We start from the raw sequence: 15,019 nt of genomic DNA on the forward strand, positions 1-15,019 counted from the left end.
ACGAAGATGGAAACTATGAAATGGGGAGGGTTTTCGGTGGGATTGAAGATGAAGACTTAGAGAGTGTGAAGGAAGAATTTGAGACAAACAAGGATTTAGAAAGATATGAAGACTTCCATAATCCATCAGAAGGAAAAGGGTATGACGGACAATGGTATACAACAATTAAAACAGGTAGTGAGTTGTTAAAACAATATTTTAATTAGGCAGTTACATAAAAAGAGAGATGGGATCATTTTAAAAAACTTTATCATCAACATAAAGATGATGGGTTCTAGTGCAAAAACTTCAAGGTAATTACAAGTAATCTGTAAAACTTGGACATACTGATACCTCTAGAAGCAGTAGCCAAAAATACAGACTTCACAAAATATCCTACAGGTTTTGATGAGGTTATTAAATATGTAAAAGAACATAAAAAATTACCGGATAATTATATTACCAAAGAACAAGCTAAATTTTTAGGGTGGAAGCGTCGGGAAGGTAATTTACATGAAGTAGCTCCTGAGAAAAGTATGGGTGGCGATATTTTTTGAAATAAATACAAAGGAAGGCTACATGAACCGGCATTTTTTCTCACATATCTCAAAAATCAAGAATACTCTTTGTTTTGAGATATGAGACATTTTTAGCTTAGAATTAAAACTTTCTACCTATTAATATATTAATTTAATAATGTAAATCTTAAATAACAGAAGTGAATTTTTTTTAGTAAAAGATTCTGTGACCATCCTAGATCGATTTACTGCATTACGCTATCCATAACATAAACCTGAAAATGAGCAAATTCCCATTTCCCGTCTCAATGACACAAGATTACTATTCATTTTGAGATAAAGATTTGATGAGATTCTCAACTACCGATAATATATGTTATGTAAACTAGAAAATTATCACCATTTGTTCATCCAATATCGGATTTGCTTTTCCTTCCCTTACAAGTTGTTTAAAGTCTGGAGTAAATATTTGCCCAATCCCCCTGCTCCTAATTGCGGATTTGCATGTGTCATTCCTCGAGCTGAAGGTAAATCATCAAGCTTTTTAAAACCAATAATTGTATAGGTGTACTTTCTTAATATAGATGAGTACTGTCTATGAACACATAAAAAAGGAAGAGAACTTTAAAAATTCTCTTCCTTTTTTATGTTCATTAGCCGTTTAGTATATCGAAAAATGCTGTAGAATTTACCTCTTCTATTATAACAGTATAAAACATGATTTTAAGATGTAATATTGCATATTAAAATGTATTGATGCAAATTAATACACTTAATATAATGAGAGTATAAGATTTACTACATCATAATATTAAAAAAGGAGGAAATGATTATGGAAATCGCAATGGCAGTTTTAAAATTCGTAGGTGGAGCAATTCCATTAGTTCAAGAACTTTTAAAAGCATTTATGTAAGTTTATTACGCCGCAATTATTTATATAAAATTATCAGACAAATGATCTGTATATCAAAAATAAATTGATATGCAGATCATTTGTCTGATAAAATTTAAAAAAAGAAAGAGAATCCCAGAAATCATAAGGGATTCTTTTTCTTTATGTGTAATTATAGCTGTACCCCATGCCCATTAACTTAAGAAAACAAGTTACCCCAAAAAAGAGAAAAATAAACTTGGATGCTATAAAAACACAAAATTTCCATTAAGGGGATACTTTAAAATCTTAGCTTGATGGGTATGTGTTATAACCCCCTCTTTTATTTTATCGCTTTCAACTTTTTATCTACTTCAAGTAGTAATTTAGAAACTTTATCCATTGATTCCGAACCCTTTTGAACTAAAGTTTCGTCTTTTAGGTTTAATCCTTGACCTATTAAAATTGTACCAGTCTTCGCATTATACATAGCATCCTGTACAGTACTTTGTACGTCTTTATACTTCTCGCCAGGGTCTAATTCACTTAATTTATCTGCTGTTTCTTGCATAGGTTCAGACTTCTCTCTGTACGCATCTGCTTTTTCAATTATTGGTTTATCACTAGTCAAAATATCACTTAATTCTAATGCTTGCTTCGTTATATCCTCTAATAAAGAGTTTAATTTTGAATTGTACTCTTTCTCTGCTTTAGTCTCTGATACGTCTTTGTTACCTGATTTTTCTTTACCTTTTGATACTTCTTGACTATCTGCTTCTGCTACTTGCAGACTATCAGTCTTCTTATCTTCTGCAACGTCTTTATTTGAACATCCTACCCCTGCTACTAACATAATTGGTAACACTACTGCTAATAGTTTCCGTTTCATTGTTATATACCCCTTTGTTTGTGATCCTTGTTTCTTTGCTTTCATTTTGAATACCCTTTAATATATTGTTTCTTGTATGTAAACAGGCTACCTTTTGACCAGTAACCTGTTACAACCTATTGTTTACATTACTTCGTTCTGTTCCAAGCACCTTTATAATGACTTATACTATATTATTTACGTTTTTGTACATCAATTCTGTTACCTTTTGCGTCTACCATATTTAAGTAATCAGCAAAGAAAATTTCTACTGTATAGCTTACTGATTCTTTCATTTGACTCACATCCACCTTTTGACCGTCTTTTACATACTCCCCAATTGTCATTGTGAATTGTTTTGAGTCTGGTTTGTAAGACCATTTACCTGTCATATGGTTGTCTTCGAATGAGGTTTTACCTTTATCATCGAATATTATATATGTACCATCTTCCTTAAAGTCTAAAGCCTTAACAAAGTTAGAACCTTCCAAATGACCCCATTCTCCTACAAATGGTTTACCGTCTGTGGGGAATTCGGATGGTTTCTGATTCTTTTGCTGTTCTTCTAGTTTCTTCGCTGATGATTTTGTTAATGCATCAGACAGTTGGTCGTCATACCCCTCTTTGAAGTAATCATTTCCTTTTAGCATTAAGTCTTTCGACTTTTCAACCTTTTCTTTCGTAATAGAACCACTCTTAGCTGATTTAAATTGTGATTCAAATGCTTCGCTATAACAGTCTACTCCTTTTAGAATTGTTTTATGCTCTTTCTCAAACTCTTTAGGAGGTTCAATTTTACGGAAATTAGAAACTATTTTCTGTATCTCTTCTCCTTTTTCAAACATTTCTTTGTTTAACTCTTTGATGTCATTACTCTTATCTTTCGTTTTACCTGCTATTACTTTTAGGTCATCAATTGTAAGTTCTAACTCACTCTTTAACTTGTACATATGGTCAGGATACTTGTCTAACTCTATCTTTTCCTTTGTTACTGCTTTTTCTTCTACTTTATCCTTTGCTTTCGTCTCTGCTTTATCTGTAGCACAACCACCTAGTAACATGATTGGTAATGCTAACGTTATCAGTCTCTTAGATTTCATTTAAAACTACCCCTTATAATGATTTTATTGTGATAATACTTTACCGTATTCTTTACCCAGTCTTTCAGATGTTTCTACCCAAAAGTTACCTGCTTCTGTTATAACCTCTATAGCTTTATTTGTATCTTTAGGGTTTGGATGTTTTACATAGTCTATTTGATATTGAAAACCCTTACTGTACATCTGCATAGCTTTATCAACGTCTTTATGTATCTCCGCAAACTCTTTCGGTACTTTTAACTCCCTAGCTTGTACTGACAAGTCTATTAATTCTTCTGCTAATTTTAAATACTTATGCTTGTTATGGAATGGAAGGTCTTCTCCTACAAGTAAGTTATCCATCTCATTTACCTTATCCTCCATCGTTAAAGCTATGTCTGAAAGAGAATTAATATACTCTTCTACTGAATAGTTACCTACATCCATAGGTTTCACTTTATCTACCTTACTTTCTTGTAGTGGTTTGCTCTCTGACTTAGTGTTTACTTTGTCAGAGGAACAACCACCAAACAATAAAAGGACTGGTAGGGTAACACCTATTAGTCTTTTTATTCTCATTTCCGAATACCCCTTTTTGATTGACTCTGAATTGTTATCTTGTTTTTCTATCAATACTGTTTATTGCATCCATCCAGTACTTATTACCTTCTTGTACTTCAATTATGGCTTTATCTACCTTTGTTTCATCCATATCATTTAATGCATCTATCATTAATTGGAAACCTTTACCGTATAAATCCATTGCTTTTACGATGTTCTTTTGGTCTCCCTCAAATCCAGTTGGTGCTTTTAGGTCTCTTAGTTTACCTAAGTGAACTTTTGCCCCTCCTAGACTTAAAGTCAACTCACTTTTCTTTTGTTGATAATCTTTCGAACTTGAGTTTGCAATCTTATCTACAAGGTCTAATGTATTCGCAACTTCAGTAGAATAAGTTATAATGTTTGACATGTACTTCTTCGTTTCTGAATTAACTGGACTAGAAGTTTTAAAGTTAGGTGCATAATTCGAGTTTATTCTTAATGACTCACCGTTTTCCCCTCTTAGTAAAGAATTAGGTTCTTCAAAATTACTACTACCACTACTAGAGTTACTTGAAGAACTGTTTGAGTTACTGTTAGAAGAACTATCAGAGTCTATTCTTAACGATTCACCGTTTTCCCCTTTCAATAAAGGATTATCCTCTTTTGAAGAACTACTTGAATGACTCTTCTTGTCTTCCCCTTTTGCTACTGTTAAGCTATCTTCTTTCTTAGTATCCTTTTCAGTAGTCTTACTTTCTTTTTCTACCTTACTCGTTTCTTCCTTCTTTGGTTCTTCTTTCTTACTTGTTTCAATTGTTACACAACCACCTAACAACATAATTGGTAATGCTAACGTTACTAGTTTCTTTGCTTTCATTTCCATCTTCCCCTTTACTATTTTATATTTATTTAGAAACAGGTTACCTTTTACAAGCAACCTGTCATACCCCTTACACTATTCTTATTTTCTTCTTTCTGCTTCTATCTTGTTTCCTTTATCGTCTACCATATGTAAAGAACCTGCTCTTAGGAACTCAACCTTATAGTCTACTGCTACTTTCATTTGTTTTGCATCTATTTTCTGACCATCTTTTACAAATTCTGTTGGCATGATTGTCACTTTCTGCGTTTCAGGATTATAATGCCATGCACCCTCCATATGGTTGTTTTCATAGTCTGTTTTACCAGAATCATCATAGAATGTGAATGTTTCATCTTCACGGAAGTCTAAACCTTTGTGGAATTCAGAACCTCTGTAACTACCCCATTCACCCATTAACTCTTTGCCGTTTTGCGATATTTGAACATTACTATCTTCAGATGTAGAAGTTGAAGGGCTATCGAATTTTACCCCTGTTTTATCACTAAGAGAGTTTGCTTGTTTTACAGTAGCGTCTTCAATTGGCTTATACCCTGTTTTCCAATATCCGTTACCTTCTTTGATTAACTCCATAGACTCTTTTACTTTGTCTTTATCCGTATCTTTGCTTTCATTATGCATACTCCTTCTTAACAGTGTTGTAATTGACTAACATATGGAACTGTAACATAAAATAAATAAACAAATATAAGCTCATTTTTTTGTCCTTAAAGGAAATTTTAGGAATTTTAATAATATGATAACATGTATTACGGTTGTAGAGAATCCCCCCTCTGCATGCTTCTCTTCCCAATTTACCCTTATTCGACCTCTAATGTTTAGCGTTTGGAGGCTTTTTTATGCGGTTCTGGTGCAATGATTGCATCTATTCTTATGCAGCTATTCCGAATAGTTGATGAATAAACCTCATTACATTTTGGACACACTTGTCCCGTAAAATAAGTTGGCCTTTTTTAATGATATGCATTGCTTCTATTCCTGAAAGAATAGATTTAGCTGTATGAAAAGATTTCAATCCTAACATTGAACGAACTCTCTTTTTAATAAAACGATGATCTTGCTCTACAATGTTATTAAGGTATTTTATCTGCCTTATTTGGATGCCTACAGGCATCTTTTTCTCTTTCTTCAACTCTTCAATCGCTATAGGATAGGCCGGATTTTCGTCTACTGTAATCACACGGGGCTTTGAAACATGAAAAGGCTGCAAAGCTTTCTTGAAAAAACACTTTGCAGCCCTGTGATCTCTTGTTTTGCTTAAATGAGAATCAATTGTATTTCCTTTTGAATCAACAGCACGATATAAGTACATCCATTGACCTTTGACTTTCACATACGTCTCATCGACTCGCCAAGAATCATTGGTTGATTTAAGATGACGTCGTACGCGCTTATCTAATTCGGGACCATATTGATGAACCCATCGCATAATCGTTGTATGAGCAAGGGATAGCCCACGTTCTTCCATCATTTCGACTAAATCACGAAAACTGGGGTTGTACCGTAGGTACCATCTCACGATTAATAAAATAATATCCGGTTGATAATGTTTCCACTTGAATAGATTTTGCTTTTCCATACCAATCACATCCTTTTTTAGAGTACTAGTATCAATTTCTATTTAGTATTACTGATAGCAGTTAAACTAACTGGGAGCTACTGTTAACTAAGTGAAAATCTAACTTTAACAGAATTCATATAAAAAAGGTGTTTTCAGGCATGGAAAGCACCTTTTCAGTCTACAACTATTTTTTAATAGTCTAATACTTTTTTCTATAGGTTAAAACATTTTTTTAATGGAACAATATGAGTCGTATCGCCAAGATTTTAACGAAAACATACGCTAAGCAAAAAATATAATAGCTGCCCATATGGACAGCTTATTTACATAATTTTCGTTAGCGGAAGTCAATTAAAGTGTTACAGATGTATTAAGATGTGTAGTATCTCCTTCTAGTTGTATGGTGTAACCTTCATCTTTAATTTCTAAAATAGTTAAACTAGTACCATGTATGAAGGGCGGATCCCATAAGTTTGTAATAGATTCCCCTTTAACATGCATAAGCAATGTTTTTAAAAAAATTGCATGGGTAACAATTAAAATATTTCCTTCTTGATGAGTTGAGATAATGGTATTAAATACTGAAACAACTCGGTCTACAAATTGTTTAAGCGTTTCCCCTCCAATTGGTTCATAGTAAATTGGATTTTCCCAAAAATTTTTGTACTGTGCTGGGTGAGCTTTTTTTATTTCTTCATGTGTTTTCCCTTCCCAAGCACCCATATTGATTTCTCTTAAATCTGGATTTAATATCAAACTAGTATCGTTTTGTTTACTAAGTAATTTTGCTGTATTTACAGCTCTATTACTTGTACTTGTATAGATTGCATTAAATTCTATGTTTTTTAGTGAATTCCCTAAAGAAATAGCATTGTTTATTCCTTCGGGAGTTAATGCTGAATCTTTCCAACCTTGCATTCTATTTTCTATATTCCATTCTGTTTGTCCATGTCGGGTTAAGTAAATTCTCATTATTCTGGACCACCTTAATTTTTTCTTTATTGTATCATTTAGAATAATTGATTTGTTGTAAAAATTAGATGTATATTCCATTCATGTGAGGTTAACATAACGTCTCATTAGCGGAAGTTAATATATGTAATTTACCTACAAAAATTATCATTGTCAGACTGAAATTATGCCTTCTAACTCGGTAATTTCCTCATTAATTAACTGTTTTATTTTTTTTATAAAATCATCAATTTGATTAAGTTCCGTAAGAATAAACAGATTTGAACGCATCCAATAAGGCTTTGATTGCTTATTGTCAGCTACTACCTCTATACCCACAATTCCTCTTCTATCATGTAAGAAGAATCTCATGGATAAGAAATGGGTTATATTGTCTATATCCTTACCTGAAACCCATTGAAACTCATGTAATTTAAAAGTGGAAAACTTGATTATTCCCTTTTTTAAATCCTCGAGTTCTTCATTGGTGGTATATATGTTAATGCTCGCAGTGCCATAAAATCCAGTAAAGTCAAAATTCAATTCATAGAAATCGGTATCTTCCCATATCTTTTTTATTTTTATATTTGGTTCAGGCATTGTGGTCTATCCTCCCATAAATTGCACTTTCCAATTGAGAATATTATAAGGGGTACCGTTCCTTCTTTTTCATATGCATAAATAGGATTTGCTTCTGTGCTTGTGTTACCATCTCCAAAGTCCCAAAGGTAAGAAATAATTTTTCGATCTTCAGCTTTTGAACTATCGCTCTTAAACTGAATTGCGTTATTTGCTTCCCCGTAATATGCTTCTTTTCTCTCTACAATCATTCCTTCATTTGAGCCTTCATCTGTTGCAATGCCGTGGAAAACAATATCATACTCAAACTGATTTTCATTATTTACACGATAATTTACAAAATATGCTGTTACTGTTTTATAACCGCTCCATCCTTTTTGTGACAGCTTTTCTAATGCTTCGTTCACTTGTTTACTCATCGTTTTCCAGTCTTCAGATTCACCTTTCGTTGTACCGCCTGTGTACGTACCTTCAACTGTAAATGTATTAAAGAATTGAGACTTATGCTTTGTAATTTTTGCATCTTTTACATTCGCAACATCTGCAATCTCTTGTTTCACTTCCGCTAGTGCCTTCTGTGCATGACTTACTACATAATCATCTGATACTTGCAGCACATTATATTTATCTATATTATCAATTAATTGCTGCATATATGTTTGATATTCTTTATTCAATTGTGCATCTTTACTTAACGCCTCTCGGTATGCATCATAACCTTTCACATCATTTGCACTAATTAAATCTTGTATTTTATCGAACTCATCAAATTTGTTAGTATACATATAAGACTGCAATGCATAGGAATAGTGATAAAATCCCATGATCCATATTTTGAAAACAATGTTTTTTCTGCTGTAAAGCGATCTGCTGGTTCGTTTGATAAACCACTTATCATACTCTTACGCGGTACTACATTATTTGTACGTGTCGATCCGGCAAATAATTCCGCATTTTCTTCTTGATACCATGTCAAACGTTCATTTTGCTGTATATCTCCTCTCCAAAATAATCCAGGCACTTCATATCTTCCTTGCAAATAGTGCGTAAATTCATGACGGAACAACTCTTCTAAACTATAAATACTTTGCTGCGGTGTACGTTCGTATGTAAAGAATGTTCCGATTTGTTCAATATACATACCACCATTATCTGTTCCATATCCGTACAACTGCTGGTTAAATTTATATTCACTTGGCGTATTATAAATCACGACTGTTAATACATCATCGGGATTCCCTTGTTCTAATGCTTTATCATTTCCAATTACACGATGATATTGTGCTTTTACTTCTTTCGCAGCCCAGTACATTCTTTGGATCTTTTCCTCTGTCACTTTATCTCCCGTTTTAAAGACAATTGCTCCGTCATCAAACGTATACGTTTTCGGTAAAAGTTTCTTCTTACCCTCTTCTCGAAGTTGATCTAAATTTACTGCTTTTCCATTTGCATCTACTCCGCCGTAATTTGTAGCAATCTGTGCTGCCGCACCAAAATATTGCTCTCCTAAATATGGATACATCTGCATCGCTTGGGTAACAACGTCTAACCCCTTCTTCGGATTGCTATGAAATTTCCCTAAACGTCCTGTATAGTAAATCCCATTATTAATGAGCCAACTATTTTCATCCTTCACATTACGGATAAGTGCCATTTTATTGATTTCATTTATATAACTAAAACAAAATAACATATTATTTAAATGATCCAAATTAAATATGCAAAATTGCATACTATTGTTGGGGTACGACAACGATTCTTTCTTTTTGGAGCCACTCACAAAATAAAAACAAGAGGAAAAGCGATATTTACTATTTAACCTTCTTGTTTTTTTATTAATTTATCAATCTACCTGAAGTAGATATTTTTAAGGTCTCTTCACCATTTTCTGTGGTTTACATATAATCCTGGGTGTGTTTAACGTTAAGTCAATCCTTTGAATCGTCTATAAAAGTATACTTTTATAGACATAACAAACGTTCTTCACTTCTTTGAATACGTAGTGATAGAAACTAAACCACAAGGTGTACCTTTTGAAGTGATGAGATGTATTTTAGGGGTATTAAAGTTTCTTAAGTTGATTGCATGTATAAGTGCTCTCTTTTTTTAAAAATATATATTAATAAAATCAGGTAATACTTTAGAAATTCTTTAAATTTATTTAACTTTACTTATCCTTATATATTATTTAATATATTTAAAGTAAAAGTATTGGATTTAATATTATTAAAGCGGAGGTTTACATGAGCAAAGGAAAGCCTAATAAAACAAAGAAAGATAAAGTTACTTTTAGATTAAACGCACTGTTTTTTTGTGTGTTTTTACTATTTTCAACTATTATTCTTCAGTTAGGAAAAGTACAAATCGTTGATGGAGAATCTTATAAAAATATAGTTGAAAAACAAGAAAACGAAACCATTAGTGTCCCCGTTCCACGTGGACAGATTTTTGATCGAGAAGGTGAAAAGGTTGTTAACAATAACGCTATTCGTGTCATAACGTATACAAGAATGAAAGGTATACAATCCGATGATATTCTGAAAGTAGCTAAAGACCTTTCAAATATAATTGAAATATCCGAAGAAGATATAAATAAATTAACTGAAACAGATAGAAAAGATTTTTGGATGCAAATGAATAAAGAACAGGCCCAAAAAAAAATAACGAAACAAGACGAGGAAAAACTTAGAGCAAAAAATATTGAGGGAAAAGGGTTTGATAATAAAATAGAAAAATTGAGACGAGAACGTGTCACTGATGAAGAACTAAGTAAATTAACGCCAGAAGACCTAAAAGTATTAGCTATTAAAAGTAAAATGAGTTCAGGATATCAAATGACACCTCAAGTTATAAAAAAGAACGCAACCGAGAAAGAATACGCAATAATAAGTGAGAATTTAGAAAGATTCCCAGGGGTAGATGCAACAACAGACTGGGATCGTAATTATGTAAATGGGGATTTATTCCGTTCGGTATTAGGAAATATTACAAGTGCTGAAGAAGGGCTTCCAAAAGAAAATTTAGACTCTTATTTAGTGCGTGGTTACAATCGTAATGATCGCATTGGAAAAAGTTATATTGAACAACGGTATGAAGACGTATTACATGGAGAAAAAGCTGAAGTTCGAAATATTACTGACAAAGAAAAAAATATTACTCAAACAGAAATGATTTCCAACGGGAAGAACGGAAAAAATTTAACATTAACAATCAATATGAAATTACAGAAGCAGGTTGAAGAGATTATTGAAAAGCGTTTAAAAGAGTTTAAAGGTTCAGAACCACTATTAGACCGAGCGTTTGTGGTAATGATGGATCCAAAAACAGGTCAACTTTTATCCATGGCTGGAAAAAAATTAGTGAAAAAAGATGGGAATATAAAAGTAGAAGATTATGCTTTAGGTACATTGACTAGCTCTTATGAGCTTGGATCTACCGTAAAAGGAGCTACACTTTTAACAGGATTTGAGACAGGTTCCATAACGCCAGGAACATATTTTCATGATGCACCAATGTATTTTAAAGGAACAAAACCCAAAAAATCTTGGAAGGATTTTGGAAGTATTGATGACCTACGAGCGTTACAAGTTTCATCAAATGTTTACATGTTCAATACAGCTTTAAAAATTGCAGGCATAAATTATGTACCTAATGGCTCATTAAATATTACAGCAGCTACATTTGATAAAATGAGATATTATTTTGGACAATTTGGTTTAGGTGTTCCAACAGGTATAGATTTACCAAATGAAGATATTGGACAAATGAGTAAAGAAAATTATCAGCCAGGTTTCTTACTAGATTTAGCTATTGGACAGTATGATACGTATTCACCATTGCAGTTAGCACAATACATTTCTACTATTGCAAATGGGGGATATCGAATGAAACCACAGATTGTGCAAGAAATTCGAGAGCATACAGTGAAAGAAGAAGAGATTGGAAAAGTTGTACAATCCATGGAGCCAGTTGTATTGAACCGTGTAGATATGAAAAAAGAATATATTGATCGAGTACAAGAAGGTTTCAGAAGAGTATTTCAAGAAGGTGATGGAACAGGTGTGCATTATTTCCAAAAAGCTTCTTATAAACCGGCTGGTAAAACAGGAACAGCACAAACAGTTTATGGAGGAGATGATCCTGTTGGTAGAGATGAACAAGGGAAAAGAATCCGTTGTTATAATTTAACTTTAGCAGGATATGCTCCATATGATAACCCGGAAGTCGCATTTTCTGTTGTTGTACCATGGGTATATGATGATAAAGGTGGAATTAATTCAATGATTGGTAGAGACATTTTAGATGCATACTTTGAATTAAAAAAGGATACAGGGGATAATACCCCTTCTCAAACAAACTAAATAAAGCGAATGAAGATAATAAAAAAATGCCCCCTGCATTAAAACTTAGTAGGCGGCATTTTTTATGAAATTATTAATAAGGAATGGAACCATATGTTATCTGAAGAACAAGAATATAATCTTAATTTAAAGTTTTTTCTATTTGGTATGTTGATGTTTTTGTTGTTATTTTTCAATTTTGATTTTTATAAAGTAAAAGGAAATTCCATGTACCCCACTGTACAAGATCAAGAATATATATTAGTAAATAGAGCAGCTACAACAATCTGCCCATTATATCATGGGCAGATTGTTGTTATAAAAATACCGAACGATTCCAATTATTACATAAAAAGGATAATTGGTTTGCCCAATGAAACAGTTAAAATGGTTAACGATTCCGTTTATATAGATGGGGAGAAACAAGAAGAACCTTATGTTTACAAAGATTTAATTAATAAAACTGAATTTTTCTCCAACTTTAGCGAGAGGAAAGTGCCTTCAGGCAAATTATTTGTAATGGGAGATAATCGTTATAAAAGTATGGATAGTCGAAACGGTCTAGGGTATATAGATAAAACTAGTATAGTAGGAGTGTTAGCTTGCAATTTTTGGCTTTTATAAAAAGTACATGGTGTTCCCAGAAAAAAACAGGGGTTTAAATAGTATAAATCTTGGGTGAATAAATGAATCCTTGCTAATATACATGAAGACAACAACAATAGCAGCACCCTGTTAATATAGTTAAATTATTATTAATATTGAATTTGAAAATAAAAAGAACTTGTAGGTATCTCTACAAGTTCTTTTTTAGATAATGAAAAAAAGTGAAATAAACTATCTCATAACTTGAATCGGAGCAAACACTCTAACCACGGGTTGATTTTATTATATATCAAATCTTAACATATCCACTTTTGATATTTGAAAATTATGTTAATTATGACTGTATGGTTTCAACTAACTGCAACTTTTTAATCAATTCTTCAGTTGATAAAACTGTGGCAAACTCATCATCTAAAGTTGCTAATGATACATTATGTATTTGTTCAGCTGAATAATATGTGTCGTCTGCGCCTTTTATTGCAAATGCAGCTGTTGCATCAGATACTAGGTAAGTTTCAAAGCCTAAATTACCACTCATTCGAGTAGTAGTTGATACACAGTGAGGAGTTGTTAATCCTACTATTACGGCTTTTTTTATTTTATTTTCTTTCAAATGTTCTTCAAGTCCAGTTCCTATAAATGCGCTGTTTACTTTCTTCTTAAAAATCGTTTCATCTTTGATTGGAACTACAATATCTTTAAAACCTGAACTTTGTTTACTAGGGTGGAAAATAGATTGATCGTTATCAGATAAGTGCTGAATATGTATAATTGGATATTCTATTTCTCTCCACATATTTAAAAGAATTAGAATATTCTCTTCAGCATTAGGGTTATTTCTAGTACCCCATTTCTCCTCTTCAAAAGCTTTTTGAACATCAATTATAATTAATGCTGTATTGCTGAAATCTTCTCTCATATGCATTTCTCCTTAAATCTTTTTGTATATTTTAACATTTTCGTTAGATTGGTGTATTAAAAGTAGGGATTTTATTTAAATTTCCTACAATGAATTTTATTTCGTCAATCCTTATAATAAAGCTGATTTTTATGTTTTCAACTTAGGCAGGCATCGTAATCAAAATAAGAAATTCATTGTTCCCTAAAACAAAAACAGATTGGATCCTTACAAATAACTAATTATAGAAAAGTAAAATTTCGTTTAGGGGATGCTTTAAAATCTTAGCTTGCTGGCGATGGGGTACCGCCAGCATTTTGAAAAAAACCCACGCTAAGTAAAAAAACAATAAGCTGCCAATATGGACAGCTCATTTACATAATTATCGAAAGCGGAAGTTAAAAGTTTTTAGTTTCTTGCTCAATTAAAGCACCCGTTAGTTAAAGATTATGGATAAATAATTTGAAAGTGTTTTTATCTAAATACACCTTTTCTTTTGGAAAGCCAATCTTCTAAGGCATCTTCGTGTAGTTTTGTGAATAATTTCGGTATTTGATCTATTGGGAAGTATTTTAAATCTAAAGTCTCAATACCATCTACAGTAAGTTCCCCGCCAATTGGCTTGCATTGAAAACAATGAGTGATAGTCTGAGCTTTATCTCCGTTCGGAAACTCACCAGAATATTTAGAGTAGACACCTATAAGATGTTCAACCTCAACATTTAATCCTGTCTCCTCAAGTATTTCTCGTTTAGCGGTGTCTTCAAGAGATTCTCCAAGTTCCATAGCACCACCTGGAAGACCCCACTCATTTCTATCTCCCCGTTTTTGTAAAAGGATTTCATTTCGTTCGTTATAAACAATACCTCCAGCAAAATTAAGAAATATTAAATCGTGCCCTACTTTTTCCCGAATATAACGAATGTAGTCTTTATTTGAAGTCATAAATTTCCTCCTATTTATATATAAAATACAAATTAATTATATATAAAAATAGAATAAAATGGTAATAAAAATGATATTATTCCTTATTCAACTAGCCTGCCATTTAATTGAATAAGGAACAGTATATATCCTATACATGTTAGGTTGACATAACGCATCATTATCGGTAGCAAGAAAAAGGCGGATTCTTACTCTCACAAGGAATCCCTTTTTTCTTTTTCTATAACTCTATTCATTTTTTATACATTCCTATCCTGGCGTGGGTTTTAGGGTTCCTATTTGTTACTGAATTAACTGGAAAACTGTGTAAAATCTCGCATGCTCTTAGCGGTTCCGGGGCAAAAACTTTGAAGTATATGAAAATGGTCTATCAAACTTGGACATACTGATACTAGTACTCT

At 32.5% G+C, this 15,019-nt stretch carries 13 protein-coding genes and 2 pseudogenes; 4 read left to right on the forward strand and 11 right to left on the reverse strand.

Translation table 11 applies throughout. The annotated features are described in order from the left end of the window. A pseudogene (locus MR109_RS24530) lies at nucleotides 1–206 on the forward strand (hypothetical protein); the annotation flags it as partial. A 111-nt stretch (nucleotides 207–317) separates the two neighbouring features. Further along, complete coding sequence (locus MR109_RS24535; RefSeq protein ID WP_242274178.1) at nucleotides 318–536, forward strand: hypothetical protein; 219 nt, start codon at nucleotides 318–320, stop codon at nucleotides 534–536. A gap of 1,175 nt (nucleotides 537–1,711) precedes the next feature. Here the strand turns inward: MR109_RS24535 and MR109_RS24540 are convergent. The 9 genes and pseudogenes from MR109_RS24540 to MR109_RS24580 form a co-directional block, all read right to left on the reverse strand. Then, the gene (locus MR109_RS24540; protein WP_048372027.1) at nucleotides 1,712–2,257 is read right to left on the reverse strand and encodes a DUF7018 domain-containing (lipo)protein; all 546 of its coding nucleotides are present in this window, start codon (nucleotides 2,255–2,257) and stop codon (nucleotides 1,712–1,714) included. Nucleotides 2,258–2,430: 173 nt separating this feature from the next. Further along, a complete protein-coding gene (locus tag MR109_RS24545) occupies nucleotides 2,431–3,336 on the reverse strand; it encodes a DUF3994 domain-containing protein (RefSeq protein WP_242274179.1) in 906 nt (301 codons plus the stop codon). A gap of 24 nt (nucleotides 3,337–3,360) precedes the next feature. Continuing rightward, nucleotides 3,361–3,894 (reverse strand): DUF7018 domain-containing (lipo)protein, encoded by a 534-nt coding sequence (locus tag MR109_RS24550; protein ID WP_025151030.1) that lies wholly within the window; start codon nucleotides 3,892–3,894, stop codon nucleotides 3,361–3,363. A gap of 34 nt (nucleotides 3,895–3,928) precedes the next feature. Further along, a complete protein-coding gene (locus MR109_RS24555) occupies nucleotides 3,929–4,735 on the reverse strand; it encodes a DUF7018 domain-containing (lipo)protein (protein WP_242274181.1) in 807 nt (268 codons plus the stop codon). A gap of 84 nt (nucleotides 4,736–4,819) precedes the next feature. Beyond that, a complete protein-coding gene (locus MR109_RS24560; RefSeq protein WP_472926448.1) occupies nucleotides 4,820–5,359 on the reverse strand; it encodes a DUF3994 domain-containing protein in 540 nt (179 codons plus the stop codon). A 250-nt stretch (nucleotides 5,360–5,609) separates the two neighbouring features. Next, nucleotides 5,610–6,317: an IS6 family transposase gene (locus tag MR109_RS24565; protein ID WP_242274182.1), complete on the reverse strand. Its 708-nt coding sequence runs from the start codon at nucleotides 6,315–6,317 to the stop codon at nucleotides 5,610–5,612. Nucleotides 6,318–6,650: 333 nt separating this feature from the next. Continuing rightward, on the reverse strand, nucleotides 6,651–7,271 hold the full coding sequence (locus MR109_RS24570) for a histidine phosphatase family protein (RefSeq protein ID WP_242274184.1): 621 nt from the start codon (nucleotides 7,269–7,271) through the stop codon (nucleotides 6,651–6,653). A gap of 153 nt (nucleotides 7,272–7,424) precedes the next feature. Then, entirely contained in the window at nucleotides 7,425–7,850 is a 426-nt protein-coding gene (locus tag MR109_RS24575; protein ID WP_242274186.1) for a hypothetical protein, read from the reverse strand. Nucleotides 7,851–7,906: 56 nt separating this feature from the next. Continuing rightward, nucleotides 7,907–9,504: pseudogene (locus tag MR109_RS24580) on the reverse strand (collagenase); the annotation flags it as partial. Between the two features lie 568 nt (nucleotides 9,505–10,072). Here MR109_RS24580 and MR109_RS24585 point away from each other — a divergent pair. Together MR109_RS24585 and lepB are read left to right on the forward strand one after the other, a co-directional pair. Continuing rightward, entirely contained in the window at nucleotides 10,073–12,190 is a 2,118-nt protein-coding gene (locus MR109_RS24585; protein WP_098308527.1) for a peptidoglycan D,D-transpeptidase FtsI family protein, read from the forward strand. A 93-nt stretch (nucleotides 12,191–12,283) separates the two neighbouring features. After that, complete coding sequence (gene lepB / locus MR109_RS24590; RefSeq protein WP_002187936.1) at nucleotides 12,284–12,793, forward strand: signal peptidase I; 510 nt, start codon at nucleotides 12,284–12,286, stop codon at nucleotides 12,791–12,793. A 316-nt stretch (nucleotides 12,794–13,109) separates the two neighbouring features. Here the strand turns inward: lepB and MR109_RS24595 are convergent, their stop codons facing one another. After that, the gene (locus MR109_RS24595) at nucleotides 13,110–13,694 is read right to left on the reverse strand and encodes a cysteine hydrolase family protein (protein WP_242274187.1); all 585 of its coding nucleotides are present in this window, start codon (nucleotides 13,692–13,694) and stop codon (nucleotides 13,110–13,112) included. A gap of 453 nt (nucleotides 13,695–14,147) precedes the next feature. Next, the gene (locus MR109_RS24600; RefSeq protein ID WP_242274188.1) at nucleotides 14,148–14,618 is read right to left on the reverse strand and encodes an NUDIX hydrolase; all 471 of its coding nucleotides are present in this window, start codon (nucleotides 14,616–14,618) and stop codon (nucleotides 14,148–14,150) included. Nucleotides 14,619–15,019: the final 401 nt, after the last annotated feature.

It is taken from the genome of Bacillus cereus group sp. BfR-BA-01310 (genome assembly GCF_022664325.1).
GTDB classification, from domain to species: domain Bacteria; phylum Bacillota; class Bacilli; order Bacillales; family Bacillaceae_G; genus Bacillus_A; species Bacillus_A paramycoides.

Bases quoted from the DNA above. Each gene is read 5' to 3' on its own strand.
- MR109_RS24540 (WP_048372027.1), bottom strand. From the start codon at position 2,257: ATGAAACGGAAACTATTAGCAGTAGTGTTACCAATTATGTTAGTAGCA.
- MR109_RS24560 (WP_472926448.1), bottom strand. From the start codon at position 5,359: ATGCATAATGAAAGCAAAGATACGGATAAAGACAAAGTAAAAGAGTCT.
- MR109_RS24565 (WP_242274182.1), bottom strand. From the start codon at position 6,317: ATGGAAAAGCAAAATCTATTCAAGTGGAAACATTATCAACCGGATATT.
- MR109_RS24575 (WP_242274186.1), bottom strand. From the start codon at position 7,850: ATGCCTGAACCAAATATAAAAATAAAAAAGATATGGGAAGATACCGAT.
- MR109_RS24570 (WP_242274184.1), bottom strand. From the start codon at position 7,271: ATGAGAATTTACTTAACCCGACATGGACAAACAGAATGGAATATAGAA.
- lepB (WP_002187936.1), top strand. From the start codon at position 12,284: ATGTTATCTGAAGAACAAGAATATAATCTTAATTTAAAGTTTTTTCTA.
- MR109_RS24600 (WP_242274188.1), bottom strand. From the start codon at position 14,618: ATGACTTCAAATAAAGACTACATTCGTTATATTCGGGAAAAAGTAGGG.
- MR109_RS24595 (WP_242274187.1), bottom strand. From the start codon at position 13,694: ATGAGAGAAGATTTCAGCAATACAGCATTAATTATAATTGATGTTCAA.
- MR109_RS24555 (WP_242274181.1), bottom strand. From the start codon at position 4,735: ATGAAAGCAAAGAAACTAGTAACGTTAGCATTACCAATTATGTTGTTA.
- MR109_RS24585 (WP_098308527.1), top strand. From the start codon at position 10,073: ATGAGCAAAGGAAAGCCTAATAAAACAAAGAAAGATAAAGTTACTTTT.
- MR109_RS24545 (WP_242274179.1), bottom strand. From the start codon at position 3,336: ATGAAATCTAAGAGACTGATAACGTTAGCATTACCAATCATGTTACTA.
- MR109_RS24550 (WP_025151030.1), bottom strand. From the start codon at position 3,894: ATGAGAATAAAAAGACTAATAGGTGTTACCCTACCAGTCCTTTTATTG.